The sequence below is a fragment of the Rathayibacter sp. AY1F9 genome, assembly GCF_002932155.1.
GTDB lineage: Bacteria > Actinomycetota > Actinomycetes > Actinomycetales > Microbacteriaceae > Rathayibacter.
Genome location: NZ_PSVA01000036.1, coordinates 1 through 23,771 on the forward strand (window position 1 = coordinate 1; position 23,771 = coordinate 23,771).

Consider the following 23,771-nt stretch of genomic DNA (forward strand, 5'->3'; position numbering starts at 1 on the left):
CCGACTCGTCGCCTCGTAGCGCAGGCGCTCGGCGAGGGTGAGCAGGCGCAGCATCCGGTGGCGGGCGGGTCTGTGGCGGGCCGGTCCGCGGGGGAGGAGCCGGTCGTCGGCTGCGCGGGGTCGACGGGGTCCGCGGAGGAGGGGCTCGAGGAGCGGCGGTCGGAGGCGCCGGATCCCGCACCGGGAGCGGAGGAGTCCGCAGTCGCCGCCGCATCCTCCGCGGGCGAGGCGGCGGTCGGCGTCGACACCGCTTCCGGGGCGGTCATCGCCTCGGGCGCGAGTGCGGCGGAGGCGAACACCACGGAGAGCACGAGGGTCGTCGTCGGGACGAACGCGGCGAGAGCGCGGGTGGTGCGGGTCACGGACGGTCCAGTTCTGCGGGCTTTGCGATGCGCCCGCCTGTGATTACTACCAGGAGCGTGAAGAGCTCTGCACCCCCGCTTCCGGGTGGAGTGCCGCGGAGCGCGCCAGCGGGCTCGGCCATGCTCGTGCGCCCACCTCCTCGACGAGGCGGCGCTGAGCCGGATCGATCAGACGACCGATCTCCTTCTCGGGGAGCGCCTGCGGGGGAGCGGCCGTTCCTTCTCGCCCGCGGAGATCGACGTGACGGCGCTCCCGCCCAGGCCCGGCACGTCCTTCGGCATCTGGTGCCCTGAGCCGCGCACATCGAGCCCGCACTCGCCCTGCGCGTCGGATGATGCGCCGCACACGCAGAGGAGGGAGCGCCCGCGGGCACCCCCTCCTCCGTCACGGCCGGTCGACCGGCCGCCGTGCGCTCAGCAGACGCGGGCCGGGTAGGCCACCGTCTGCGCGAGGGTCTCGGAGCCCGCCGTGGCGGTCACCGTCACCTGGCTGCCCGGCATGCTCGCGAGGCGGGTGGTGAACGCGGCCGATCCGCTCGCACCCGCGGCCACCGCGGTGACCGTCTTCGAGCCGTAGGCCGAGGCCATCGCGACGTCGATCGGAGCGGTGCCGCCGTTCTTGGCGAGGACCGTCAGCACCGCCTTCCCGGCGACGCAGCGCGACGTCACGGTCACCGGCACCGTCAGCGCCGGGGCGGCCGCCTCGGGGACGACGATCTCGCCGATCTTGAGGAACGAGCCCGGCGTGGAGAAGGTCAGCTTCAGGCCGGTGGCCGAGACCGCCGCGAACGGGATCGTGGTCAGCGTGCCGTTCGCCGCCGGAGCGACGTTCTGCGCGGTGGTCGGCTTCCAGGTGCCGTCCTCGGCGCGGTAGGCCACGCTCACCGACGCCAAGGTGCCCTCGGTGTTGGTGAAGGTGAGCCCGGCGACGCGGTGCGCCTCGGTGTTCGTCAGCGTGAACTCGGCGCTGCCGGCGAAGGTTCCGTCGGTCCAGGTCGACCAGGGGGTGCTCACGTTGCCGTCGCAGGCGTTCTTCGCGGGGAGGGTCGCGTACTTCGTCTGGCTGAACGACGCCGAGACCGCGGCTCCGGGAACGCGGCAGACGTTCGTCGGCGGCGCGGTGCCCCAGATCTGCACCTCCGAGACCGACTGCCACGTGTTCGCCGCGCTGGTGAGGTGCAGGCGGAGGCCCGTGGTGTCGGGCAGGGAGGACAGGTCGAGGATCGCCGTCGGGGCGGATCCGGTCGCGGCCTGGCTGAGGGTGGTGGCGACCGAGGAGGTCGTCCATGCGCCGTTCACCTGGTACTCGACCTCGATCCTCGAGGGCCAGGTGGCGGTCGCACCGTCCTTGTAGGTGCTGACCGTCACCGAGTCGAGGTTCTGCGCCGCGCCCCAGGAGAAGGAGAGGCGGCTGTCGCGCGGGTAGCCGGCCGAGGACCAGTCGTCCCAGCCCTTGCCCTTGACGTCGCCGTCGATGAGCTTGCCGGCGAGGTCCGTGCGGCTCGAGACCGCGACGGACGCTCCGGGAGCGAGGTTCGCGATGCCCGGCTCCGCCACCTCGATCGTGCGGGTGAAGCGGCGGCCGGAGGAGAATCCGGCGTCGGCGGCGAGCGTGCCCGTCACCTGCACCGTGCCGAGCTCGGCGGGGCCGGGGGCCGCCCAGGTCACGGCGACGTCGCGGGTCGAGCCGTTGCTCGCGACCGAGACCGTCGAGGGGAGCGCGGCGGCGATGTCGGCGCCGCGGCGGACCTGCTTCGGCAGACGGGCGTCCACGACCGACCAGACGCCCTCGCCGACCCCCTTGTCGTCCCAGTAGGAGAGGTTCCAGCCGGATCCCCAGCGCGCCGGGTCCTCCTGAGCCGGATTCCGCATCTCGAGGCGGCCGTTCTCACCGACCGTCATCGGGAGCCAGACGTAGGTCGAGTCCGACTTGCCCTCGTTCCAGCGGTCGCCCATGTAGACGTACTTCCCGGGAGCGAGGGTGAGGACGTTCGTCGACTGCGAGCCGAAGGTGGTCTTGCGGGAGTCGCCGATCGAGAGCAGGCCGTCGCCGCCCTCCGGGATCGCGTTGTAGGCGACGTTCTCGTCGGCGTCGCCCTTCTCGACTCCGCGGGTCCACGCGCCGAGGATCGAGTCGGCGGTGTAGTAGGTCTGCGGGTTCGGCGCCCAGCCGGTCGCTCCGGAGGCGATCGTGTAGTACTTGCCGCCGTTGGCGAAGATCGCGGGCGCCTCGAGGTGTCCGCACTCCTTCACGATCTGGAAGTCGGTGCCGCGCACCGGTGCTCCGGCCGCACCGTCGGCGAAGACGTACGGGTACGTCCCGTCGGCCGAGTACTGGTTCGCGTCGAGGGTGTCGGTCGTGGTGGTCCGCTCGACGTTGGTGTAGTCGGCGTCCAGCTTCGCCACGTAGAGCGAGTAGTTCTCCTCGGAGGAGTAGGAGATGTACGCGGTGCCGTCCTCGTCCTGGAAGACGGTCATGTCCCGCGCCTGCCCGGGAACGGCGGAGGTGGTGCAGGCCTTGTAGTCCGTGCGGTTGTAGAGGCGGTAGACGCCCTGGAGCGTGAAGGGCCCGGTCGGGCTGTCCGAGACGGCGACTCCCGCCATCGAGCGCGCGTAGGTGCTGCCGCCCGGGGTGGTCCGGCCGTCGGAGTGCCACCACATGACCCACTTGCCGGTCTTCTCGTTGAAGAGGACTTTGGGGCGCTCGAAGATGGCGGTGTTCGGCGAGGCCTGCGTCGTGTCGAGGTGGTAGTCGAGCTCCGCGATGCGGTCGGCGCGAGGGGCTCCGGAGTCGTCGACGGTGTCGTAGAGCGCGTCGAAGTAAGGGGCCTCGAGGTCGGCCGGAGCCGAGACGCTGCGCAGCGCGGTGCCCTTGTTCTCCCAGTTGTGGCCGTCGGTGGAGCGGTAGACCGCGACTCCGGGGCTGTTCCAGTAGCCCTTCGTGCGGTCCTCGCCGTACCAGTACTGGACCTGCTGACCGCCCTCCTCGACGGTGACGATCTGGCCGCCGTGCGCCTGGATGTGGCGGCCGTCGGTGTCGTACCAGTAGGGCTGGAAGTAGCCGGCCGCGGTGCTGCCCGGGTCCTGGACCGCCGGGTAGTCGGTGTAGGTCACGGGCGTCGAGGTGCGCGGCACTCCGTCGTCGGGATCCGTGGCCACGGCGGCCGAGGCCGACTGCGCTCCTGTTCCCAGGAGTGCTGCGACGAGCAGCGCGGTCACCGCCGCGGCGGCCGCTCGTGGTCGAGACGTCATGCTGTGCTCCTTTGCACCGGGGACTTCGCGCATGTTCACGCAAACATCAGGCTTCCACGAGGCTCTGATGACGTCAACATCCTGATCGACCGACGGCCGGGCGTCGGACGGCCGCCCGGGCTCCGTCTTGGCCGCTCAGCGCTCCGGCGCGAACGCCCCGCCCGGGCCGAAGGCGAGCTCCGCGAACCGGCGGCCGATGAGCTCGTGCGCTTCCGGATCCGGGTGCAGGCCGTCCGGGAGCGGGAGCCGCTGGGCGTCGTCCGGCCCGTAGAGCGCGAGCCCGTCGAGCAGTCGCAGGTCCGGGTCGTCGGAGCGCGCGGCGACGACCTCGGCCAGCGCCTCGCGGACGATCCGCAGGGTCAGCCGTCCGTTCGCGGTGTCGCCCGGGTCGCCGGTCGCGACGAAGCGCGGCGCCCCGGTCGTGAAGGACGCGGGATCGACGTCGCCCGGCCCCGGCGTGTCCTCGTGGATCCCGCAGAAGAGCGGAGTGACGAGGAGCAGCGGCGTCGCGGGATGGCCCTCGCGGATCGTGTCGAGGAAGCCGTGCACCGCCGGCACGAAGGTGCGGCGGCGCATGCCGTCGAGGTTCACGAGGTTGATGCCGAGCGCGACACTGATCAGGTCGGCAGGAGTGTCCCGCATCACGCGAGCGGTGAAGGGGTCGACGAGTGCGCTCCCGCCGAAGCCGAGGTTCACCAGGCGGGCGCCGCTCGCCCGGGCGGCCACGGCCGGCCAGATGCCCGAGGGGCGCGCCGCGTTCGAGCCCTGGCTGATCGAACTGCCGTGGTGCAGCCAGACGGGGCCGGAGAGCGGCGCGGGTTCGAGCGGTGCGTCGGAGCGCAGGGCCACGAGGTCCACCGCCTCGTTGTGCGGGAGGAGCAGCTCCACGCGAGACGGCCCGGCCGGGAGGTCGAGCCCGACCGTGTCGAGAGGTCCGGGGAGGAGGGCCCGGTCACCGGTCGCGAGGTCGAATTCGATCGCGTCGCCTCCGGTGAGCGCGTGGGAGGCGGTCATCTCGCCGTCGACGACCGCGTCGACTGCGCCGCGCGGCCGGGGCAGCCCCCGATAGGCGACCCGTGTCGCGTGCACGTCGAGCTCGATCCGTCGCGCCTCGGTGACGAAGGAGATCCGGACACCCGAGGGCTGCGCCTCCATCAGCAGGAGCTGCGCATCCGCATCGCGCTCGCGGACCGCGCGGGGGAGGCGGTGCGGCCGGACTCCGCGGGGCACCTCCTCCATCTCGATCGTGCCGTCGACGAGCCGTTCGGTGAGGGGTGTGCTGATCATGCGGGGATGTCCTTCCGGCGGGTCCAGTGGCTGAAAAGAAAGTGCAGGCAGGCGAGGAGCTCGCTCCACGACTGCGCGGGGGTCGGGCTGCTGTGCGCGAAGCTCCCGAGCCGTTCGAGGGTGAGGAAGCCGTTCAGAGCGGCGCCCGTCACTCGGACGGCGTGCACCCGGTCCTCGGCGGGGATCGCGTAGCCGAGGAGGACCGCATCTGTGAGCTGCACGACGCGGCGGGCGGCCGGGGCGGCGACCGCGTCCGGCCCCGCAGTGCGCTGCAGCGACTCCCACAGGCCCGGCCGCTCGCGCGCGAAGGAGCGGTGGGCGTCGGCGAAGCCGTCCAGCGCCTCCCGGGCGGAGCGTCCGGCGATGGCGACGGCGATGCGGTCGGACAGCTCGTCGAGGGCCAGGACCGTGACGCCGTCGCGGAGTGCGGCGAGATCGCGGACGTGCGTGTAGAGGCTCGGCGTCTGCACCTCGAGCGAGCGGGCGACGGCGGCCAGGGTCACGGCGGCGAGACCATCGGCGTCGGCGATCGCGGCGGCGCGATCGATGACGGCGGAGCGGGTGAGGGAGCGACGGGGCACGCGTTGATCCTAATACCCCTAGGTATTCACATATGGACATTCGGAAGCTCCGACGCCCAAACCGCGATCGCCCCCGAGCCGGAGGGCTCGAGGCGATCGAACGTGCGGTGCGGCCTAGCCGCCGACCGCCTGGCGAGCGCTATCGAGCCCGCTCAGTTCTTCCGGATATCGATCTCAGGGCTGCGAGGATCTCGCGCGCTCGAGGATGGCCGCGATCACGGCGGACTTCGCCTCGGCGTAGTCGTTCCCGTCCTCCCAGCGCCGGAGGAGGAGAGACGCCTTCGTGCTGCGGTAGAGCTCGCGGTCGGCCGGGTCGGTGCGCAGCCGGTCGCGCAGGAGGAGGTACGCGTCGATCGCGGGATGACCCTCCTCGTAGATGTGGACGTGGGCGTCCCGTCCGGGCGTGCGGACGAGCCGGTGCCCGGGCTCGCGGGTGCGCAGGACGTAGCCGGCCGCGAGCAGCGGCGCGACGTGGTCCTCCTCCGCCGTGACGTCGGGCACGACGACCAGCACGTCGACGATCGGCTTCGCGGGCAGGCCCGGGACGGAGGTCGAGCCGATGTGCTCGACACGCACGCCCGGGACGGCCCCGAGGATGCGCCGCCGGTGCTCCTCGAACAGGGCGGACCACTCGGGGTCGTGCTCGTGCAGGGCGAGCTCGAGCGGCTCCGGTCCACCGACGAGCTCGACGGAGACGACGTCAGGGCGGCTGGGGGAGCGGTGCGGAGTCACCGGGTCATCCTGCCAGGGGTGCCGCAGGGCGGGTGCGGTTCACTGGAGCGGTGAGCACCCTCCTCGTCACCGCGCACCCCGACCGCGACTCCCTCACCGCCGCCCTCGCCCGGCGGCTGCGGGAGGAGCTCGGCCCCGACGGAGTGGAGACGGCCGACCTCGACGCCGAGGGCTTCGACCCGCGGTTCGGCGCGGCCGACCGGGACCGCTACCGCGGTGTCGGCCCGGTTCCCGACGACGTCCTCCGCGAGCAGCGCCGGCTCGACGGCGTGGACCACCTCGTGCTCGTCTTCCCCGTCTACTGGTGGTCGATGCCCGCGCTGCTGAAGGGCTGGATCGACCGCGTCTTCCTCGCGGGCTGGGCCTTCGACATCGACCCCGTCCACGGCACGCAGCGCAGGCTCGGCGCTCTGACCGTCCACCTCGTCCTCGTCGCGGGGGACTCCGCCGGGGCCTACGAGCGGCACGGCTACGAGCAGGCGCTGCTGACGCAGATCCAGCACGGGATCATCGACTACTGCGGAGCCCGGCGCGGCGGGGCCGTCTTCGTCCACGAGTCCGAGCGCGAGGACGACGCGAGCCGCAGGGCGGCGGTCGAGGACGCGGTCGAGCGGACCGTGGAGGCGATCAGGGCTGATCCGCCCGTAGCGCTCCGGTGACGAGGGCCTGCACGAGGGTGTCGGCGTCGTAGTCCGGATCGTGGGCGGCGCCGATGCAGAGGTTGCCGATGCCCTTGAGGAGCATGTAGCCGCTGAGGCTCGACGCCGGGATCCGGGCGGGTCGTGCCGCCTCGAGCAGGTCGCCGCAGACGGGGACGAGCCGCTCCACGAAGTAGGCGTGCAGGGCGTCGGATCCGGCGCTGTCGCCCTGGAGCGCACCGGCGAGGCCGTGCTTGGTCACCAGGAGGTCGACGAAGTGGGCGACCCAGGCCCGGAGGGCGGCCTCCGGAGTCGCGCTGTCCGCGAGCAGCCGTGGGCCCGCCTCCGCGCAGGCCTCGACCTGGTGGCGGTAGACGGCGACCACGAGCTCCGAGCGGGTCGGGAAGTGCCGGTAGATCGTCCCCACGCCGACGCCGGCCTCCGCCGCGATCTCGCGGACCGGCGCGTCCACGCCGGAGGCCACGAACACCGTCGCCGCGGCGGCGAGCAGTGCGTCGCGACTCGTCCGCGGTCGGCCGGGCGTGCGGGGCACACGGTCGCTCATCTGTTCTCCTTGCTTTTCGGAGCTGCGCTCCGTAATGTCTCCGAGCGCAACTCCACCACATTCCGGAGCAGTGCTCCGCAATGTTCCGGAGCAGCGCTCCGACGATTGTGCCAGAGCGCCGCCCCCAGGAAGGACCCTCGTGACCACTCCGCTCCTCGACTCGTCGACCCCCGGTGAGCACCGCCCGATGCGCGCGGTCCGCACGGCCGAGCGCGACCCCTCTCGATCCGTCGCGAACGGCCCGTCGCCGAGGGGCGGATGGGCCGCTCGCGACGGATGAGCGGAGCGGGCCCTGCCGTCAGCGCGGGGCGCGCAGCCCGGCGAGCGGGCCGTCGTGCAGCGGCTCCGTCTCCCAGCGGACGCGGGCGGTGCGGTCGGGACCGAGCTCGACGTGCAGGCGGTGCGGGGTCTCGAGGAACACGACGTCGACCAGGACTCCGTCGCCCGAGGGTCCGGCGCTCGCCGCGAACGGCCCGTCGACGGTCCAGGCTCCCGCGCCGGGCGTCACCGTGAAGCGCTCGTCGCCCTCGGTCAGCGCGAGCGTCCAGCCGCCCTCGTCGGCCGTCACCTCGACGGCGTCGGGCCACGATCCGACCGGCGTGTAGCTCCCGGTCGCGGGGGAGGCGCCCTCGAGCGGGGGCAGGGCGAGCTCCGACAGCCGGTCGGCCAGCCGGGCGTCGGCCTCCGCCGTGGACCCTCGGCCGACGGCGGGGAGCAGGTGCTCCCAGGCGAGCGCGAGCAGCGTCTGCGTGTCCGAGGTCTGGCCGGTCAGCGCGATCACGAGCTCGTGCTCGGGCACGATCAGGCTGAACTGCCCGTACGCGCCGTCCGCGCGGTAGCCGTGCAGCGACCGCCAGAACTGGAAGCCGTAGCCCTGCTGCCAGTCCGGTCCGCCGTCCTCGTGGGTCGGGACGTGCGCGCGGGACGCCTCGGCGACCCATTCCGGCGAGAGGATCCGCCGGTCGCCCCAGCGCCCCTCCTGCAGGTACAGCAGTCCGAGCGCAGCTGCCGCCTCGGTGGTGGCGTGCAGCCCGCTGTAGCCGAGCTCGCGCCCCGAGTCGTCGCGATGCCAGGCGACCTCGCCGATGCCGAGCGGATCGAGCAGGCGCGGGCGCAGGTAGTCGGTCAGCGACTGCCCGCTCACGCGTTGAACGATCGCGGCGGCGGCGAAGGTGCAGGGCTGGTTGTAGGCGAAGACGCTGCCCGGCTCCTGCTCCGGCGGGAGGAGGAGGAAGCCGCGCACCAGGTCGGCCGGGTCCGTCTCCTCGGCGCGGTCGATCGTCTCGGCGGAGTGGCCGCTCGCCATCGCGAGGACGTGGCGGACGCGGATCGCACGCGAGCGCGGGTCGGTGATCTCGTCGTCGAGCTCGGGGAAGTACGAGAGGACGGTGGCGTCCAGGTCGACCAGGCCCTCGGCGACCGCGAGGCCGACGGCGGTCGCGGTGAAGCTCTTGCTCAGCGAGTAGAAGAGGTGCAGCCGCTCGGCCGAGTACGGCGCCCACCAGCCCTCGGCGACGACGTCGCCGCCCTGCACGACCATCAGGCCGTGCAGCTCGACGCCGGGAGCGGCCTCGACCCCTTCGACGAAGGCCAGCACTCCCTCGGCGTCGACGGAGCGGGCGGACGGGGTGCTTCTCGGCAGTGAGCGCGTCATCCTCCGATGCTACGACCGGCGCGGCGCCGCCTCCGCCCGGGCAGGTGGCGGCGCCGCCTAGGCGGTCGGCTCGGCGGGGAAGGGCCCGAGGCCGAGCAGGAAGCGGAGGATCGCGTCGGCCGGCACGCGCAGGGCGGGGCCGGAGCCGAGCTCCCACTCCGCGTCGGTCGGAGCGAGGGTGCGACCGCGGACGGCGGCGCGGATCGCGAGCGGCGCGCGCTGCAGGCGGTCCAGGGCCACCCCGCCGGTGATGCGGGAGGAGAGGGCGAGCGGCTCGGGGGAGAGGGCGAGCTCGACGCGGACGACCTCGACCAGCTCGGCGACCGAGCGGGGACCGGCGCCGGCGCGGCGAGCGGAGGCGAGAGCGGCCAGGGCCGGGGCGATCTCGGCGGCAGGGGGAGGGGAGGAGGCCTCGCGGGCGCCCATCCGCGTCGCGAGGCGCTGGCCGGTGCTGCTCGAGAGCCGCACGACGAGCTCTCCGAGCAGGGCGTCCCGGGAGACGGCACTGGCCGCCTCGCCCTCCGTGGTGGAGGGCGAGGCGGCCAGGACGGCGAGGCGGTCGAGCCTCTCGGCGACGAGGGGGCGCCAGTCGTTGCTGACGCCCGTCTCGTCGACCGAGGGCCCGGTGCTCAGCGGCAGGAACCGCGACCAGTCGGGCACGACCGCAGGGCCTAGCGTCCGCCCGAGCGGCGCTTGTTGTAGACGTCGAAGGCGACCGCGAGCAGGAGCACGAGGCCCTTGACCGCCTGCTGCCACTCGATGCCGATGCCCATGATCGACATTCCGTTGTTCAGGACGCCGATGATGAGGCCACCGATGATCGCGCCGCCGATGGTGCCGACGCCGCCCTGGACCGCCGCGCCGCCGATGAACGCGGCCGAGATGGCCTCGAGCTCGAAGCCGTCGCCCGCCTTCGGGCCGGCGAGGTTGAGTCGCGCGGTGAAGACGAGGCCGGCCAGCGCCGCGAGGACGCCCATGTTGACGAACAGCCAGAAGGTGACGTTGCGGGTCTTGATGCCGGACAGCTCCGCGGCGTGCAGGTTGCCGCCGATCGCGTAGACGTGGCGGCCGAAGACGGAGCGGTTCATGACCACGCCGTAGATCAGGACGAGCACGGCGAGCACGATCAGGGTGACCGGGATGCCCTTGAAGGTGGCCAGCGCGAAGGAGAAGGCCGCGATCACGACGGAGACGAGGACGAGCTTGGTGACGAACCAGGCGCCCGGCTCGACGCTCTGCGCGTACTTCTGGCGGCCGCGGCGGGTGCGCACGGACTGCACGGCGAAGGCGACGATCGCGAGCGCGCCGATGACGAGCGACAGCGGGTCGAGGTCGGTCTCGCCGAACAGGTCGGTGAGGAAGCCGTTGCCCAGCGCGCGGTACTCGGTCGGGAAGGAGCCGATGTTCGCGTTGCCGAGGACGACGAGCGCCAGGCCGCGGAAGATCAGCATGCCCGCCAGGGTCACGATGAACGCCGGGATTCCGACGTAGGCGATCCAGAAGCCCTGCCACGCTCCGACCAGGGCGCCGATGAGGAGGGAGAGGATGATCGACAGCCACCACGGGAGACCCATGTTGACCGCGAAGACGCCCGAGATCGCTCCGACGAACGCCGCGACCGAGCCGACCGAGAGGTCGATGTGCCCGGCCACGATGACCATCACCATGCCGATGGCGAGGATCAGGATGTAGCCGTTCTGGACGATCAGGTTCGAGATGTTCTGGGGGCGGAGGAGGATTCCGCCGGTCATCACCTCGAACAGCAGCACCACCACGATGAGGGCGATGAAGATGCCGTTCTTGCCGAGGTCGCCCAGCACGTGGCTGAGGCGCTTCGTGAAGGCGTTCTCGGTGGGCTTCACCTGCGCACCGGCCGCGGTGGACGGTTCGTTCTGCAGATCGGTCATCGTTGCTTCTCCTGGGTCATGAGGGTGAGGACCGCCTCGGGCGTCGCCTCGGCGATGGGCAGCTCGCCCGTGATCCGGCCCTCCGACAGCGCGTAGACGCGGTCGCAGATGCCGAGCAGCTCCGGCAGCTCGGAGGAGATGACGATGATCCCCTTACCCTGCGCCGCGAGCCGGTTGATGATGGTGTAGATCTCGTACTTCGCACCCACGTCGATGCCGCGGGTGGGCTCGTCGAGGATGAGGACGTCCGGGTCGGAGTAGATCCACTTCGACAGGACGACCTTCTGCTGGTTTCCGCCGGAGAGCTTCCCGGTCTTGGCGAGCACGGTCGGCGACTTGATGTTCATGCTGCCGCGGTACTCGTTGGCGACCTCGAACTCGCGGTTGTCGTCGACGAGTCCGCCGCGGGCGACCTTGTCGAGCGACGCGAGCGAGATGTTCCGCTTGATGTCGTCGATGAGGTTGAGGCCGTAGTGCTTGCGGTCCTCGGTCGCGTAGGCGAGCCCGTGGGCGATCGCCTCCGAGACGTTGCGGATCTTGATCTCCTTTCCGGCCTTGAAGACCTGGCCGGAGATTCGGCTGCCGTAGGAGCGGCCGAAGAGGCTCATCGCGAACTCGGTGCGCCCGGCGCCCATGAGTCCGGCGATGCCGACGATCTCGCCGCGGTGCACCGACAGGTTGACCTTGTCCACCATGACGCGGGTCGGGTCCTGGGGGTGGTGGGCCGTCCAGTCGACCACGCGCAGGATCTCCTCGCCGATGTGCGGCGTGTGGTCCGGGTAGCGGTGGTCGAGGTCGCGGCCGACCATGTCCTTGATGATGCGGTCCTCGGTGACGTCGTCGTGAGCGATCGTCTCGATGGTCTTGCCGTCGCGGATGACCGTGACGGTGTCCGCGATCTTCTTGATCTCGTTCAGCTTGTGGCTGATGATGATCGACGTGATGCCCTGCTCCTTGAGGTGCAGGATCAGGTCGAGCAGGTGGTCCGAGTCCTCGTCGTTCAGGGCCGCGGTGGGCTCGTCGAGGATGAGCAGCTTGACCCGCTTGGAGAGCGCCTTCGCGATCTCGACGAGCTGCTGCTTGCCGACTCCGATCTCCATGATCTTGGTGGTCGGGTTCTCGCGCAGACCCACGCGGGCCAGCAGCGCCGCGGCCTCCTGGTTGGTCTTGTTCCAGTCAATCAGGCCGCCGAAGCCGCGCACCTCGTTGCCGAGGAAGATGTTCTCCGCGATGGAGAGGTAGGGGCTGAGGGCCAGCTCCTGGTGGATGATGACGATGCCCTTCGCCTCCGAGTCGCGGATGCTGGAGAACTGCATCACCTCGTCCTCGAAGACGATGTCGCCCTCGTAGGTGCCGTGCGGGTAGACGCCCGACAGGACCTTCATCAGCGTCGACTTGCCGGCGCCGTTCTCCCCGCAGATCGCGTGGACTTCGCCGCGCTGTGCGTTGAGCGTGACGTCCTGGAGCGCCTTCACGCCCGGGAACGTCTTGGTGATGCCGCGCATCTCGAGGATGTTCGAGGTCACGCCGCCTCCCTTCCTTCGTAGTGGGGGAGGGCGCCCAGTGGGCGCCCTCCCGGGGTGTTCCTTCTCGGGTGAGGAGAGAGGACTAGCCGTTCACTTCCGCGTCGGTGTAGTAGCCGCCGTCGACGAGGACGGACTGGATCTGGTCCTTGGTGACGATGACCGGCTCGAGCAGGAAGGACGGGACGACCTTCTTGCCGTTGTCGTAGGTGTCGGTGTCGTTGACCTCGGGCTCGGTGCCCTCGAGCACGGCCTGGGCCATCTTCACGGCCTCCTTGGCGAGCTCGCGGGTGTCCTTGTAGATGGTCGCGTACTGCTCGCCGGCGATGATCGCCTTGACGGAGTCGAGCTCGGCGTCCTGACCGGTGATGATCGGGAAGTCGGAGCCGACGGTGTAGCCGGCGTCGGTCAGAGCCGAGATGATGCCGCGGCTGAGGCCGTCGTAGGGCGAGAGGACGCCCTGGACCTTGGAGCCGTCGGAGTACGTCTTGGTGAGGATGTCCTCCATGCGGCTCTGGGCGACCTCGCCGTCCCAGCGGAGCGTGGCGACGGTGTTGAAGTCGGTCTCGCCGGACTTCACGACGAGCGTCTTGTCGTCGATGTACGGCTGGAGGGTGTCCATCGCGCCGTTGAAGAAGAACGTGGCGTTGTTGTCGTCGGGGCTGCCGGCGAACAGCTCGACGTTGAAGGGGCCGGCGGGGGCGTCGGCGGCCTTCGCGCCGGTGAGGTCGGTGAGACCGAGGCCCGCGAGCAGCGAGGTGGCCTGCTGGACGCCCACCTTGTAGTTGTCGAACGTGGCGTAGTAGTCCACGTTCTCGGAGTCGCGGATGAGGCGGTCGTAGGCGATGACGGGGATGTCGTTGGCCTTGGCCTCCTCGAGCACGCTCGTGAGGGTGGTGCCGTCGATCGAGGCGACGATCAGGGCCTTGGCGCCCTTGGTGATCATGTTCTCGAGCTGCGAGACCTGGGTGGGGATGTCGTCCTCGGCGTACTGCAGGTCGACCTGGTAGCCGGCCTCCTCGAGCTGCGACTTGACGTTGTTGCCGTCAGCGATCCAGCGCTCGGACGACTTGGTCGGCATCGCGACGCCGACGAGGCCGCCGTCGCCGGATCCCGAGCCCGAGCCGCCACCGGTTCCGGAGGAGCAGGCGGCGAGGGAGAGGATCATCGCTCCGCCGGCGATGCCGGCGATGAGAGCGCGCTTCATTGTGGTCACTGTGATTCCTTCGTCATTGAATGCAGTGGATGCAGGGCCGCCCTCGGGATCGGGGCGGAGATGTGATGCCATGTGAGCGATCACATTGCGTCATGCTAGACCCGACGGCGCCATTCGTGTCAACGCGTACGTCTCGACTCGGTAACGGGACACTGGCGGCCTCGCATACCGCGTCGTCCGCTCCCCGACCGCTCGTGTCAAGGGTCCCCGGCCCCGGAAGGGAGCCGGAGCCGTCGGCGTTGCGTCCAGCACTGTCGAAAGGACGCACACCATGACGAAGACCTGGTTCATCACCGGCGCCTCGAAGGGCTTCGGCCGCGAGTGGGCCGAGGCGGCGCTCGAGCGCGGCGACTCGGTCGCCGGCACCGCCCGCCGGATCGAGACCCTCGACGCCCTCGTCGAGGAGTATCCGGACACGTTCCTCCCGCTGACCCTCGACGTGACCGACCGCGAGGCCGGCTTCGCCGCTGTGCAGGCCGCGGCCGAGCGGTTCGGCCGGCTGGACGTCGTGATCAACAACGCCGGCTACGGGCACTTCGGCATGATCGAGGAGCTCACCGAGGAGGAGGTCCGCGCGCAGCTCGAGACCAACGTCTTCGGCGCCCTCTGGGTCACCCAGGCCGCGCTGCCGATCCTCCGCGAGCAGGGCTCGGGCCACATCGTCCAGGTGTCGAGCATCGGCGGCATCAGCGCGTTCCCCTCGATCGGCGCGTACCACGCGTCGAAGTGGGCGCTCGAGGGCTTCACCCAGTCGCTGGCCGCCGAGGTCGCCGGCTTCGGGATCCACGTGACCCTCGTCGAGCCCGGCGGGTACTCGACCGACTGGTCCGGTCCCTCCGCGTCGCGCAGCGAGCCGATCGACGCGTACGACGAGGTCCGGGAGGCAGCGAGCCGACGCCCCTCCGCCGCTCAGCAGGGCGACCCGCGGGCCTCGCGCCTCGGGATCCTCGCGGTCGTGGACGCGGACGAGCCGCCGCTGCGGATCTTCTTCGGGCGCGCGCCGCTGGGCATCGCGACGGCGGACTACGAGTCGCGCCTCGAGACCTGGAAGCGCTGGAACGACGTGTCGATCGCTGCTCACGGCGAGTGATCCCGGGCGGTCGCGGCGCGAGGGCGTCGCGGCCGCCGGTCAGCGCGAGGCGGTGACGCTCGCGCTCCGGGGGACGGCCGTGGATCCGCGGACGACCAGCTGCGGAGCGATCGGCGCCGCCTTCTCCGGCCGGTCGCCCTCGATCAGGCTGAGCAGCGCGGCCACGCACCGGCGTCCGAGCTCCACGAAGTCCTGGCGGACGCTGGTCAGCGGCGGCCAGTAGAACGCCGCCTCGGGGATGTCGTCGAAGCCGATGACGCTGACGTCCTCCGGCACGCGGACCCCGCGCTCGTGGAACGCGCTCATCAGTCCGAGTGCCATCTGGTCGTTCCCCGCGAACACCGCGGTGAAGTCGAGGAAGCGCGAGAGCTCGAGGCCCACGCGGTGGCCGCGCTCGGCGCTCCAGTCGCCGAGCAGCGGCGGGCGCAGCGGGATCGAGCGGTGGTCGAGCTCGGCGAGGTAGCCGCGCATCCGCGCCTCGGCCTCGATCCAGTCCTGCGGGCCGGCGAGGTGCACGATCTCGGTGTGCCCGAGGTCGATCAGGTGCCCGGTGGCGATGCGGGCGCCGGCCATCTGGTCGACGTAGAGCGCGTCGTCGCGGTCGTCCTCGCTCGTCTGCAGCGTCACGTGCGGGATGCGCAGCGCGACTCCGGAGAGGATGTCGAAGACGCGGATCTGCGGGGCGACGACAACGAGGCCCTCGACCGCCTGGTTGAGCAGATGCCGGATCCCGGCCTGGATCGACGCGCCGTCGGTGCCGTCGACGTTGGCCGTGACGACGAGGTAGCCCGCGTCGCGCGCCGCCACCTCGATGGCCTGGATGCTGGAGGCCGGACCGTACTGCAGGCTCTGCGAGGACAGCACGCCGACGGTGCGGGTGCGGCTGGTGACCAGTGCCCGTGCGGCGAGGTTGGGGCGGTAGTCGAGCTGGGCCATGACCTCGAGTACGCGCTTCTTCGTCTCGGCGCGGAGGCTCGGGTGGTCGTTCAGGACGCGGGAGACGGTCTGGTGCGAGACGCCGGCCGCGCGGGCGACGTCGTAGATGCTCGGCGCCCGCGACGCGGGCTTGTCTTCCGGCATCGGGCACCGCGGCTCTCTGTGATCGGCGCCTCCGACGCAGGACCGGGGCGCCCTCACGGGCGGCTCGCCCGTCCGCGGGCGCGTGTGAGCACACTTTACGTCCCTCGGCGCGGGGGCCTGCACACCGACGGAACCTCGACGGCTCGGACGGGTGCCGCTCCCGGATCGGCCGGACGTTCCGGCACCGCTGGTGCGGGCGCGCCGGAACGACGCGATCCGCGCATCCGCCCCGCGGTCGTCGCAGCGGGTGGTCGCCGCGGTCGGGTCAGCCGTCGAAGACCTCGGCCGAGGCGAAGGCCGCATCGGAGCGGAGCACGGCGACGAGGTCCACGGGACAGTCCTCGAAGGCCGTCCTCTCCGGACCGGGAGGCGTGTGCGCTCGGAAGTCGACGACGGATCCCTGGGGCGCGACGGCGTCGGGCGATCACAGGCGCTGCCCTGCGGTCCGGGGTACTTTCCCGCGTGTGAACGACAGCGACGAGAAGTCCGGGAGAGGCTGGCGCATCGATCTCGGCGAGCCGCCGGAGAGCGTGTCCGGCGATGTCGTCGACGCTATCGATAAGGTGTCCGCGGAATTCGCGGCATTCCGGAGCGGGACTTCCGGCGAGGGCGGAGAAAGGGCCGCGGCCCTCCGCGGAGCCGCCCGACTCGGGGCCGGAGAGCACCGGCTCGCCGTCGCCTCGGGGCTGACGCGGGAAGGCGTCCGCGCCTTTCTCGCGGGGGGATGACAAGCCGTCGGAGAGGCGGTTCCCCCGTGCCTCGACAAGCCGGCGCCGAAGGAAGAGAAAGGCCTCGAGAAGGCGCGGCATCCGGAGAGATCGGAGACGACGAATGGACGACGAGGAGTGGGCTCGGTACCTTCTCGCGATGAAGCGCCGAGCACCGACGGATCAGGACGGCGCGACCGCGGAACGCGGTGACGCGACGGTGGCGGCCGTCCTGCGGGAGCTCGACGGGGTCGATCCGTACGGACTCGAGCCGGGTCGCGAGGACGGCGCTCCCCGCGACGAGTACGCGTCTGAGGCGGCCCCGATCGCGAGCATCCTCCTGCGCCGAGGACGGATCACCGGCGAGGAGCTCGACGCCGTCTGGCGGTTCTGGTTCGGCGAGCCGCTGAGCGCCCTGCTCGGCGACGGCTTCGCCCCGCTCCTGGCGCGGCTCGACCGGCTCGCTCCTCCCTCGGCGGAGGACTGACGGGCGTCGGGTTCCGGCGGCGGACCGGCCGCGATCCCGGCGTCCCGTATCGCTCCGCCCAGCTCCGCCTAGCTCCGCCTAGCTCCGCCTAGCTCCGCTCGCGGAAGAAGCGGATGAGCTCGCGCAGGGCCGGGAGCGTCGCGCTCTCGGCCTCGGCGTCGTCGAGGTCGTCGAAGGAGGTGCGGAGCCCGGCGGCGTCGGCGTCGGCGGCGGACTCGAACGCCATCGACCACTCCGGGAACAGCCGCTCCCGGATCGGCTCCTCGAGGAGGGTGCGCAGCTGCGCGTGGCGCTCGTCGGCGGCGATGACGGCCATCCGCTCGCGCAGGACCGCGTCCGGCCCCTCGAGCACCTGGAGGAATCGGCCGTCGCGGTGCAGGAGCATGCCGGTCAGGCCGAGGCGCTCGTTGTTCGCGCGGCATTGGGCGAGCAGCGCGGGGAGGTCGGCGTCCGTGAAGCCGGCGGAGGTGCGGCTGGAGTAGACGAGGGAGAGCATGGCGTCCGTTCCGGGTGGGGGAGGCGGGCGCCTCCGCTCCCAGTGGACCACCGACAGCGCCTCCCGCACGGCCACTTCCGCCGGCGGCGGCAGGCTGCTAGAGCTAGCCGACCGTGATCGGAGCGGCGGACGGACGGGTGCCCTGCCGCATCCAGACGAAGAAGCCGACCAGGGTGAACGCGCCGTAGAAGACGTACATCAGCCCCGACGCGTAGTAGCCGGCCGAGAACAGCAGCGGCACGCCGACCAGGTCGACGGCCACCCAGATGAGCCAGAACTCGGTCCAGCCCTTCGCCATGCCGTAGGTGGCGAGGACGGAGCCGACGAAGATCCACGCGTCGCTCCAGACCGGCTCGTAGGAGCCGAGCGCGCGGAACACCGGGGTCAGCACCGCGGTGCCGCCGACCATCCCGAGCACCAGCAGGCCGCGGGTGCGCCACGACGCCCAGCGCGGCTCGATCAAGGTGGTCGAGTCGTCGGGGCGGTGGGTCCACCGGTACCAGCCGTAGACGCTGACCAGGATGAACATCACCTGCCGCCCGGCCTGGCCGAGCAGGTTGACGGGGTTGGGAGTGCCGAACAGGGCGCCCATGAAGACCGTGAACAGCAGCACGTTGCCGATGAGGCCGACGGGCCAGGCCCAGACCTTCCGCCGCATCCCGCCGAGGGCGCTGAGGAGCCCGAAGACGTTGCCGATGACCTCCCGCCAGAGGACGGTCTGCTCGCCGATGACGATCTGCGCGTCGAACAGCCAGTGCACGAGGTCCACGAGGCCTTCTTCCTGAGTCGGGATGCCGGGTGGTGCAACCCTGCCCCATCCCGGGCCATTCCCGTCGCGGGCTGATGAGGGCGCCGCGCTCGAACCACGCTGGATCCCGCTCCGGGGCGGGGAGCGCGACCGGCGCCCCGCTGTGCCGCCGCGACCGTAGGCTGGCGGGATGACGTCCCGGGTGCGACTCCTGCTGGCCTCGTCGCACCCCGGGCCGACCGTGACGGTCACCGTGCTGGCGACCGTGATCGCGGCGGCGTCCGGGCATCCGCTCGGGCAGGTCGTGCTGGTGGCGCTCGCCGTGCTGCTCGGGCAGCTCTCGATCGGGCTCGCGAACGACTGGATCGACGCCGACCGCGACCGCGCGGTGGGGCGCACCGACAAGCCGGTCGCGCAGGGGCTGATCGGCGTGGGCGCCGTCCGCGCCGCCGCACTGGGGACGGCGGCGGCCGCCGTGGTGCTCTCGCTGCTGCTCGGACCGGTCGCCGCGGTCGCGCACCTGGTGCTGGTCGCCGCGGGCTGGGCCTACGACGCGGGGCTCAAGCGCACGGTCTGGTCGGTCGCTCCCTTCGTGGTCGCCTTCGGGCTGCTGCCGGTGGTGGCGGTCGCGGCGGGCGACGGCCGGCTCCCCGCCTGGTGGGCGATCGCGACCGGCGCCGTGTTCGGCATCGCGATCCACTGCACGAACGTGCTCCCCGACCTGGTCGACGACGAGGCCACCGGGGTCCGCGGCTTCCCGCACCACCTCGGCCTGCGGCTCTCCGGAGTCGTCGCCTTCGGGTCGCTGGTGGTGGCCGCGCTGCTCGTGCTCGTCGGACAGCTCGTCGGCGACCAGCCGGTGCGCGGGACAGGCGTGGTGCTCGCGGTGATCGGGACCCTCGCGGTGGTCGTGCTCGCCGCGGCGGGCATCCGCCTGGTGCTGACCGGTCCGCCGACGCGCACCCTGTTCCGGCTGGTGATCGCGGCCTCGCTCGTGCTGGTGGTCGAGCTCGGGCTGGCGGGCGCGCGGCTGGTCGGCTGACCGGCCGCCCTCAGGACCAGCGCATCGCGTAGACGCGGGCGAGCAGGTCCGAGGTCGGCAGGGCGAGGGCGGTGCGGAGGAACGCCTCGCGGCCGCGGTGCGCGAGCGTGCCGAGCGGGCGTCCGAGCGCCATGTTCGCCTCCGCCTGCCGCGCCGCGCGCCGGGCCGCGGTGGTGCGCCGCCGGGCGAAGCCGGGCCAGGGGCCGGCCTCGCCGCGGCGCACGGCACCGGCCAGGAGCGGGGCGAGCTCGGCGGCGTCGAGCCAGCCGAGGTTCATGCCCTGCCCGCCGATCGGACTGATCTCGTGCGCGGCGTCGCCGATGAGCACGACGCGGCCGACGCCCATCAGCTCGGCCTCGCGGCGCCGCACCTGGAATCCGCTGAGCATCGTGCAGGTGTCCGGGTCGGCGTCGGCGCCCGTCCGGTCGCGGACAGCGGCGGCCAGGGCGCGCGCGGCCTCCTGGTCGGGTGCCTCCTCGGGCCGCCAGGCGGGGGCGCCGAGGGAGCGGTCGGGGCCGCTCAGGGCGACGTACCGGCGCCGACCGCCCGGGAGCGGGAAGGACTCCACCACTCCGGCCGGGCCGACGTCGACCAGCGCGGTGCCGGTGAGACCGCCGGGCTCGGGGTCGGCGAAGTCGCCCATCACGTAGCGGTCCGGGTAGTCGCGGCCGGTGGTGCGGATCCCGAGCAGGTCGCGGACGGTGCTGCGGGCGCCGTCGGCTCCCACCACGAAGGCGGCGCGGACGGAGACCGGCTCGCCGCCCGGTCCGGTGCCGGTCGCCTCGACGGTGGAGCCGCGGCGGAGCAGGCCGGTCAGCGCGACCCCGGGGCGCAGCGCGTCCGGGGCCGCCGCCTCGAGGCGCTCGCGGAGGATCGCCTCGGTGCGGTGCTGGTCGAGGGTGACGACGTAGGGGTGCGTCGCGGAGGCGCGCGCGAACGAGAGCGTGCCGAGGGTGCGGCCCCGGCTGCGCGCGACGCCCTCGCGGACCCGGGTGGCCTCGGCCAGCACGGGAGCATCGGCGCCGATCGCGGCGAACGCGTCGAGCGACGGCGGATGGATGCCGATCGCCCGCGAGCCGCGCGGCACCGAGGAGCGCCGCTCCCACACCTGCACGTCCACTCCGGCCCGCGCCAGGAGCGCGCCGAGCAGGAGTCCGACCGGACCGCCGCCGACCACGAGCACGTCCGTCTCCGCTGTCACGGGTCGAGCCTAGGGAGCGGCGGCGCGGCGGGCGAGGGGGTGCGCTCGACCGCCGCGCGTGCTCAGGGTGCGAGCGGAGGTGTCAGAGCGCGTCGACGGCGGCGAGGATCTCCTCGGTCTCCGTGCGCGTCGTGTAGTCGACGTGCACGTCCGCCGTGCGGACGATCCGGTCGGCGTCGACGATCAGGACGGTCGGGTACGGGACGGCCGGGGTGTCGTCGGCGTTGCTGTCCTTCACGGCGAAGCCGAGCGCGGTGTGCGCCTCCTGCGCGTCGCCGCTGGGGGCGGTGACGATGCCGAGAGCGCTCGCGAGCGTGTTGCCGGGGTCGGAGACGACGGTGAAGCCCAGGTCGCCGTTCGCGACAGCCGCGCGCGACCCGTCGGGGGTCTGCGGGCTGATCGCGACGAGGGCGACTCCGCGCGACGCGAGCTCGGGGGCGAGGGTCTCGTTGTAGTGCTTGAGCGTGATGTTGCAGTACGGGCACCAGGCTCCGCGGTAGAAGACGAGGACGGCCGGGCCCGCGCCGAGGACGTCCGCGAGGTCGACGGTGTCGCCGTCGACGGTCACGACGGAGGCGGCGGGAAGCGCGTCGCCGGCGGTGACGGCTCCGCTCGGGGCGCCGGCGGCGACGAGGTCGTCGCGCTCGCCGGAGAAGACGGCGGCGAGCTCGGGGCCGACCGTCTCGTCGAAGCCGACGGTGAACTGGTCGAGCTGGGTGCGGACGGAGGTGCTGGTCATCGGAAGTCCTTCGGTCGTGACGGTCGTGGTCCCCCGTCCGGGAGCCTAGGCATGCGGGGGACCGGGCGCCGGGCGCCCGTCACGCGGCGTCACACGACGGCCGACGCGTGTCGGCCGGCGTGCGTGGGACCGGCCCCGTCGCTCCGTCACTCCGGGGCGACGACCAGCTCGCCGCCGGCGCAGCGCGAGACGCACGGCATGATCCAGCGGTCCTGCTCCTCGGGGGTCAGCACCAGGTCGCGGTGCTCCGCCCTCCCGCCGACGAGGCGCAGGCGGCAGGTGCCGCACGTGCCCGACTCGCAGGAGGAGTCGACGTCGATCCCGGAGGAGCGGAGCGCGGTGAGGAGCGAGCGGTCGGCCGGGACCTCCACGACGGCTCCGGTCGGCTCCCAGACGGCGGCGAAGGGGACGGCCCGGTCGCCGACGGCGTCGACGCCCGCGAAGTCCTCGACGTGGATCCGGCTCGGGCGCCAGTGCATCGTGAGGGCGAGGACCTCGTCGATCAGCGCGGACGGACCGCAGCAGTAGATCCGGGTGTCGTCGTCGGGCTCGGCGACGAGCGGCCAGAGGTCGAGCCGGCCGTGGATCGCACTGTGGTGCACGAGGGAGCCGTCGGCGGAGAACTCGTCGAGCCACGCGGTGTCCTCGGGGGTGCGGCTGAGGTAGACGACCTGCACGGCCGATCCCTGCGCCCGGAGCTCGGCGGCCATCGCGCGGATCGGGGTGACCCCGATCCCGCCGGCGATCAGGAGGTAGCGGGCGGCGGGCCGGAGGGCGAAGGTGTTCGCGGGCGGCGCGGAGGAGAGGACATCGCCGACGCGGACGTCGTCGTGGAGGCTCCGCGATCCGCCCCGACCCCCGGGCTCCCGGCGCACCGCGATCGCGTAGTGCGACGGCTCCGCGGATCCCGGCTCGACGAGGCTGTAGCTGCGGCGCTCGCCGGAGGGGGTCGTGAGCGTGAGGTGCGCGCCGGCGGAGTAGCCGGGCAGCGGGGCGCCGTCCTCGCTCCGCAGCACGAAGCGGGTGACGGCCGGGGTGAGCGCCTCGCGCTCGGCCACCACGAGCCGCAGCTCAGCCACGGAGCACCAGCTCGTCGCCCACGCCGAGCGTGCCGCCGTCGAGGACCTCCGCGTAGACGCCGAGGAGCTCGTGGCCGTAGGTCTCGTGCAGCAGGCGAGGGACCGGCAGGTCGCGCCGACCGGTGCCCGGCTCGACCTCGGTCGCGGCGCACCGCTCGGTGGCCTTCGTGATCCGCAGCCGCAGCCCGCCCGCGGTGAGCTCGCGGCCGAGCAGCTCGAGCTCGCTCCACGCGGGCAGCCCCTCGAGGTGGATGTTCCCGCGGAACCGCAGCGGATCGACGCTCCGGCCGGTGCGCTCGGCGAGGTCGCGGACGCTCGCCAGGTTGATCAGCGAGACGTACTCCATCTCGATGTCGGAGTTGTGGGCCGTGTCGGTGTAGCGGCGCCCCGCGTCCTGGGCGATCACGGGCTCGACGCCGGGCGGCAGGTCGAGCACGCGGGCGGCGAAGGAGCGCAGTGCGGCCCGGCCGTCCTCCGCGCCGAGGTCGGCGGAGAGGACCCGGTGGCCGCGGACGTCGACGGTGAGCACTCCGCTGTCGGGGTCGAGGTGCGTGGTCAGGCCGGCGAGGCGCGCCTCGGCGACGAGCACGAAGTACTCGCGCTTGGAGATGCCGTGCCGCATGCCGGGCCGGTAGGCGCCGCCGGGGCGGGCGAGGGCGATCGTGCGGTCGAAGGGGACGCCGCGGCCGGCGGTGAGCTCGACGCGGGGGAGCGGCTGCGGGGTCAGGCCCTTCAACGGGTAGACGAAGAGGCCGTCCACGCGTGTCGTCATGCCCCCATCCTGGCGCATCGCCGGGAAGCCGGCAGGGCCGTCGCGGCGCAGCGGAGCGCGAGGAACGGACGCGGCGCCGTGCGGATCCTGCGAGGGCGGGCGGAGGGATCCGCTCCGGCGGGCCTCGTCAGTACTGGAGGGAGAGGCCGACCAGGGGCGGGACGACGAGCGCGCCCAGCTCGACGATCGCGACGCTCGCGCCGACGCCGAGCGTGACGGCCGAGAGCAGCCGGGCGCGGTCCTTCCGCGCGACGCCGATGACGCCGACGATCGCGGTCGCCGTCGCGAGCACGAGCATCGTGACCCCGAGGGCGGCGAAGAGCGCCCCGATCTGCGTGGTGTCGAAGCCGCCCTGGAACGCGAGGACCGGGATGGCCGTGGTGAGCGCGGTCCGCCCGATCTGCGCGAGGACGAGGACGATCGCGAGGACGAGGCCGACGATGCCGACGACGTCGCGGGGCCGGGGCTGGGGGGCGGGGACGGAGGCGGTCACGCCATCGAGCCTAGGGGCGGGCGCGGCGGCGAGCCCGATCAGCGCGAGGGCGAGCACCACGGCGCCGACGGTCTCGAGAGGACTCCAGGCGGTCATGGCTCCAGCGTGCGCTCGGAGCGG

Annotated in this window: 24 protein-coding genes and 1 pseudogene; 6 read left to right on the top strand and 19 right to left on the bottom strand. The window is 72.5% G+C overall.

Annotated features, from left to right (window positions below):
• The 5 genes and pseudogenes from C5C37_RS17280 to C5C37_RS16095 form a co-directional block, all read right to left on the bottom strand.
• A pseudogene (locus C5C37_RS17280) lies at positions 1–362 on the bottom strand (hypothetical protein); the annotation flags it as partial.
• A 414-nt stretch (positions 363–776) separates the two neighbouring features.
• A complete protein-coding gene (locus tag C5C37_RS16080) occupies positions 777–3,614 on the bottom strand; it encodes a discoidin domain-containing protein (protein WP_104334068.1) in 2,838 nt (945 codons plus the stop codon).
• Positions 3,615–3,749: 135 nt separating this feature from the next.
• Complete coding sequence (locus tag C5C37_RS16085; protein WP_104339261.1) at positions 3,750–4,901, bottom strand: GDSL-type esterase/lipase family protein; 1,152 nt, start codon at positions 4,899–4,901, stop codon at positions 3,750–3,752.
• Positions 4,898–5,482: a TetR-like C-terminal domain-containing protein gene (locus C5C37_RS16090; protein ID WP_104224976.1), complete on the bottom strand. Its 585-nt coding sequence runs from the start codon at positions 5,480–5,482 to the stop codon at positions 4,898–4,900. The genes C5C37_RS16085 and C5C37_RS16090 overlap by 4 nt, the downstream gene beginning before the upstream one ends.
• Before the next feature lie 174 nt (positions 5,483–5,656).
• Positions 5,657–6,214: a GrpB family protein gene (locus C5C37_RS16095; protein WP_104339262.1), complete on the bottom strand. Its 558-nt coding sequence runs from the start codon at positions 6,212–6,214 to the stop codon at positions 5,657–5,659.
• A gap of 50 nt (positions 6,215–6,264) precedes the next feature.
• Here C5C37_RS16095 and C5C37_RS16100 point away from each other — a divergent pair, with 50 nt between their 5' ends.
• The gene (locus C5C37_RS16100) at positions 6,265–6,873 is read left to right on the top strand and encodes an NAD(P)H-dependent oxidoreductase (RefSeq protein WP_104339263.1); all 609 of its coding nucleotides are present in this window, start codon (positions 6,265–6,267) and stop codon (positions 6,871–6,873) included.
• Here the strand turns inward: C5C37_RS16100 and C5C37_RS16105 are convergent.
• Positions 6,842–7,417 carry a TetR/AcrR family transcriptional regulator gene (locus C5C37_RS16105; RefSeq protein ID WP_104334072.1) on the bottom strand — a complete coding sequence of 192 codons (576 nt, stop codon included), beginning with the start codon at positions 7,415–7,417 and terminating at the stop codon, positions 6,842–6,844. The two genes, C5C37_RS16100 and C5C37_RS16105, sit on opposite strands and share 32 nt — an antisense overlap.
• Before the next feature lie 139 nt (positions 7,418–7,556).
• Between C5C37_RS16105 and C5C37_RS17670 the strand changes: the two genes are divergently transcribed.
• On the top strand, positions 7,557–7,697 hold the full coding sequence (locus C5C37_RS17670; protein ID WP_181127443.1) for a hypothetical protein: 141 nt from the start codon (positions 7,557–7,559) through the stop codon (positions 7,695–7,697).
• Between the two features lie 18 nt (positions 7,698–7,715).
• Here the strand turns inward: C5C37_RS17670 and C5C37_RS16110 are convergent, their stop codons facing one another.
• From C5C37_RS16110 to chvE, 5 genes are all read right to left on the bottom strand, one after another.
• Complete coding sequence (locus tag C5C37_RS16110; protein WP_104339264.1) at positions 7,716–9,071, bottom strand: serine hydrolase; 1,356 nt, start codon at positions 9,069–9,071, stop codon at positions 7,716–7,718.
• Positions 9,072–9,128: 57 nt separating this feature from the next.
• Complete coding sequence (locus tag C5C37_RS16115; protein WP_104234507.1) at positions 9,129–9,731, bottom strand: hypothetical protein; 603 nt, start codon at positions 9,729–9,731, stop codon at positions 9,129–9,131.
• 11 nt (positions 9,732–9,742) lie between these two features.
• A complete protein-coding gene (mmsB, locus tag C5C37_RS16120; protein ID WP_104227395.1) occupies positions 9,743–10,978 on the bottom strand; it encodes a multiple monosaccharide ABC transporter permease in 1,236 nt (411 codons plus the stop codon).
• Positions 10,975–12,504, bottom strand: a complete 1,530-nt coding sequence (mmsA, locus tag C5C37_RS16125; protein WP_104256398.1) for a multiple monosaccharide ABC transporter ATP-binding protein — start codon at positions 12,502–12,504, stop codon at positions 10,975–10,977. Before mmsA ends, mmsB begins: the two co-directional genes overlap by 4 nt.
• Before the next feature lie 82 nt (positions 12,505–12,586).
• A complete protein-coding gene (gene chvE / locus C5C37_RS16130) occupies positions 12,587–13,708 on the bottom strand; it encodes a multiple monosaccharide ABC transporter substrate-binding protein (RefSeq protein WP_104224984.1) in 1,122 nt (373 codons plus the stop codon).
• 280 nt (positions 13,709–13,988) lie between these two features.
• Here chvE and C5C37_RS16135 point away from each other — a divergent pair, with 280 nt between their 5' ends.
• Positions 13,989–14,807 carry an SDR family oxidoreductase gene (locus C5C37_RS16135; protein ID WP_104339265.1) on the top strand — a complete coding sequence of 273 codons (819 nt, stop codon included), beginning with the start codon at positions 13,989–13,991 and terminating at the stop codon, positions 14,805–14,807.
• Between the two features lie 39 nt (positions 14,808–14,846).
• Here C5C37_RS16135 and C5C37_RS16140 read toward each other — a convergent pair whose 3' ends face one another.
• Positions 14,847–15,887 (bottom strand): LacI family DNA-binding transcriptional regulator, encoded by a 1,041-nt coding sequence (locus C5C37_RS16140; RefSeq protein ID WP_104339266.1) that lies wholly within the window; start codon positions 15,885–15,887, stop codon positions 14,847–14,849.
• 464 nt (positions 15,888–16,351) lie between these two features.
• Here C5C37_RS16140 and C5C37_RS16145 point away from each other — a divergent pair, with 464 nt between their 5' ends.
• Positions 16,352–16,615, top strand: coding sequence for a hypothetical protein (locus C5C37_RS16145; RefSeq protein WP_104339267.1), 264 nt, complete (start codon positions 16,352–16,354; stop codon positions 16,613–16,615).
• A gap of 139 nt (positions 16,616–16,754) precedes the next feature.
• Positions 16,755–17,081 (top strand): hypothetical protein, encoded by a 327-nt coding sequence (locus C5C37_RS16150; RefSeq protein WP_146079020.1) that lies wholly within the window; start codon positions 16,755–16,757, stop codon positions 17,079–17,081.
• An 88-nt stretch (positions 17,082–17,169) separates the two neighbouring features.
• Here C5C37_RS16150 and C5C37_RS16155 read toward each other — a convergent pair whose 3' ends face one another.
• Both C5C37_RS16155 and pnuC read right to left on the bottom strand, forming a co-directional pair.
• Entirely contained in the window at positions 17,170–17,577 is a 408-nt protein-coding gene (locus tag C5C37_RS16155) for a BLUF domain-containing protein (protein ID WP_104227402.1), read from the bottom strand.
• 103 nt (positions 17,578–17,680) lie between these two features.
• The gene (gene pnuC, locus C5C37_RS16160) at positions 17,681–18,346 is read right to left on the bottom strand and encodes a nicotinamide riboside transporter PnuC (RefSeq protein WP_104227403.1); all 666 of its coding nucleotides are present in this window, start codon (positions 18,344–18,346) and stop codon (positions 17,681–17,683) included.
• A 169-nt stretch (positions 18,347–18,515) separates the two neighbouring features.
• On the opposite strand from pnuC, the gene C5C37_RS16165 reads away from it, so the two are divergent.
• Complete coding sequence (locus tag C5C37_RS16165; protein WP_104339268.1) at positions 18,516–19,367, top strand: UbiA family prenyltransferase; 852 nt, start codon at positions 18,516–18,518, stop codon at positions 19,365–19,367.
• Between the two features lie 10 nt (positions 19,368–19,377).
• Here C5C37_RS16165 and C5C37_RS16170 read toward each other — a convergent pair whose 3' ends face one another.
• The 5 genes from C5C37_RS16170 to C5C37_RS16190 all read right to left on the bottom strand — a co-directional run bounded on the left by C5C37_RS16170 (position 19,378) and on the right by C5C37_RS16190 (position 23,747).
• The gene (locus C5C37_RS16170) at positions 19,378–20,568 is read right to left on the bottom strand and encodes an NAD(P)/FAD-dependent oxidoreductase (protein ID WP_104339269.1); all 1,191 of its coding nucleotides are present in this window, start codon (positions 20,566–20,568) and stop codon (positions 19,378–19,380) included.
• 82 nt (positions 20,569–20,650) lie between these two features.
• Positions 20,651–21,307, bottom strand: coding sequence for a peroxiredoxin-like family protein (locus C5C37_RS16175; RefSeq protein WP_104339270.1), 657 nt, complete (start codon positions 21,305–21,307; stop codon positions 20,651–20,653).
• 146 nt (positions 21,308–21,453) lie between these two features.
• Positions 21,454–22,386, bottom strand: a complete 933-nt coding sequence (locus tag C5C37_RS16180; RefSeq protein ID WP_104339271.1) for a PDR/VanB family oxidoreductase — start codon at positions 22,384–22,386, stop codon at positions 21,454–21,456.
• On the bottom strand, positions 22,379–23,158 hold the full coding sequence (locus tag C5C37_RS16185) for an MOSC domain-containing protein (protein WP_181127444.1): 780 nt from the start codon (positions 23,156–23,158) through the stop codon (positions 22,379–22,381). Before C5C37_RS16185 ends, C5C37_RS16180 begins: the two co-directional genes overlap by 8 nt.
• Before the next feature lie 127 nt (positions 23,159–23,285).
• Positions 23,286–23,747 carry a hypothetical protein gene (locus tag C5C37_RS16190; RefSeq protein ID WP_104288817.1) on the bottom strand — a complete coding sequence of 154 codons (462 nt, stop codon included), beginning with the start codon at positions 23,745–23,747 and terminating at the stop codon, positions 23,286–23,288.
• Positions 23,748–23,771 lie beyond the last annotated feature (24 nt).